Source organism: Alcanivorax sp. HI0044 (genome assembly GCF_001634945.1).
This window is the reverse complement of record NZ_LWEZ01001709.1, coordinates 1-879: the sequence shown is the minus strand read 5'-3', so window position 1 is coordinate 879 and position 879 is coordinate 1. Positions and strand designations below refer to the sequence as shown.

Here is an 879-nt window from a genome sequence, read left to right as displayed (position 1 = left end):
GACGCGGGGAAAACGGTCGGCGCTGGTGATACGGATATACGGGTAGGATTTGTCGTCGCGCAGAAGAATGTTGTAAGGAGGTTTCAACTCCTTGATCAGCGACTGCTCCAGCAGCAGCGCTTCCGCCTCACTGCCGGTCACTGTTGTCTGGATATCACGAATTCGCCCGACCAGTGCCCGGGTTTTCGCACTGGATACATTCTTCTGGAAGTAGCTGTTCAGGCGCGCCTGAAGATTACGCGCCTTGCCCACATACAAAACACCCCCGTCCCCGTCCAGCATACGGTAAACGCCGGGCTTTCGGGCACAGTGAGTGAGGAAGTGTTTGGCATCGAAATCAGACAAGGGGGATATCTCAAAACAGATTGGCAAACAGAAAGTGTATCAGCCCTGCCCTGATGATTTCCCCCTGTAGCGAAGCGGCAATCAGGGGGCTGTGTTTTCTACCGCATCGAGCATGCCGTGACGCACGGCCAGCAACGCCATTTCCACATCGCTGGTCACACCCAGCTTGTCGAAAATACGGTACCGGTAGGTGTTCACGGTTTTCGGTGACAGGCAAAGTTTGTCTGCCACATCCTGCACTTTGTGGCAATTCACGATCATCATCATGATCTGCAGTTCGCGCTCGGAGAGCATATCCAGCTGCGAGCCCTCATCACCGGTATAGGGCTTGAGCGCCATGGCCTGAGCGATTTCCGGGCTGATATAGCGCTGGCCGGTAGCCACCACCTTGATAGCGCGCACCATTTCTTCCAGGTCGGCACCCTTGGTCATGTAACCGGCGGCACCGGCTTTCATCAGGCGGGAGGGAAACGGTTCTTCTTCGCACATTGTGACAGCGATAACGCGGACACCTTCGTCAACGCGTAACAGTTT

The 879-nt window shown here is 55.5% G+C and carries 2 protein-coding genes; both read right to left on the bottom strand.

Annotation, left to right across the window (positions count from 1 at the left end; all coding sequences use genetic code 11):
- A partial coding sequence (locus A3730_RS25685) for a GIY-YIG nuclease family protein (protein ID WP_197477641.1) occupies positions 1 to 345 on the bottom strand: 345 nt, incomplete at its 3' end.
- A gap of 81 nt (positions 346 to 426) precedes the next feature.
- A partial coding sequence (locus A3730_RS25680) for a LuxR C-terminal-related transcriptional regulator (protein WP_063539267.1) occupies positions 427 to 879 on the bottom strand: 453 nt, incomplete at its 5' end.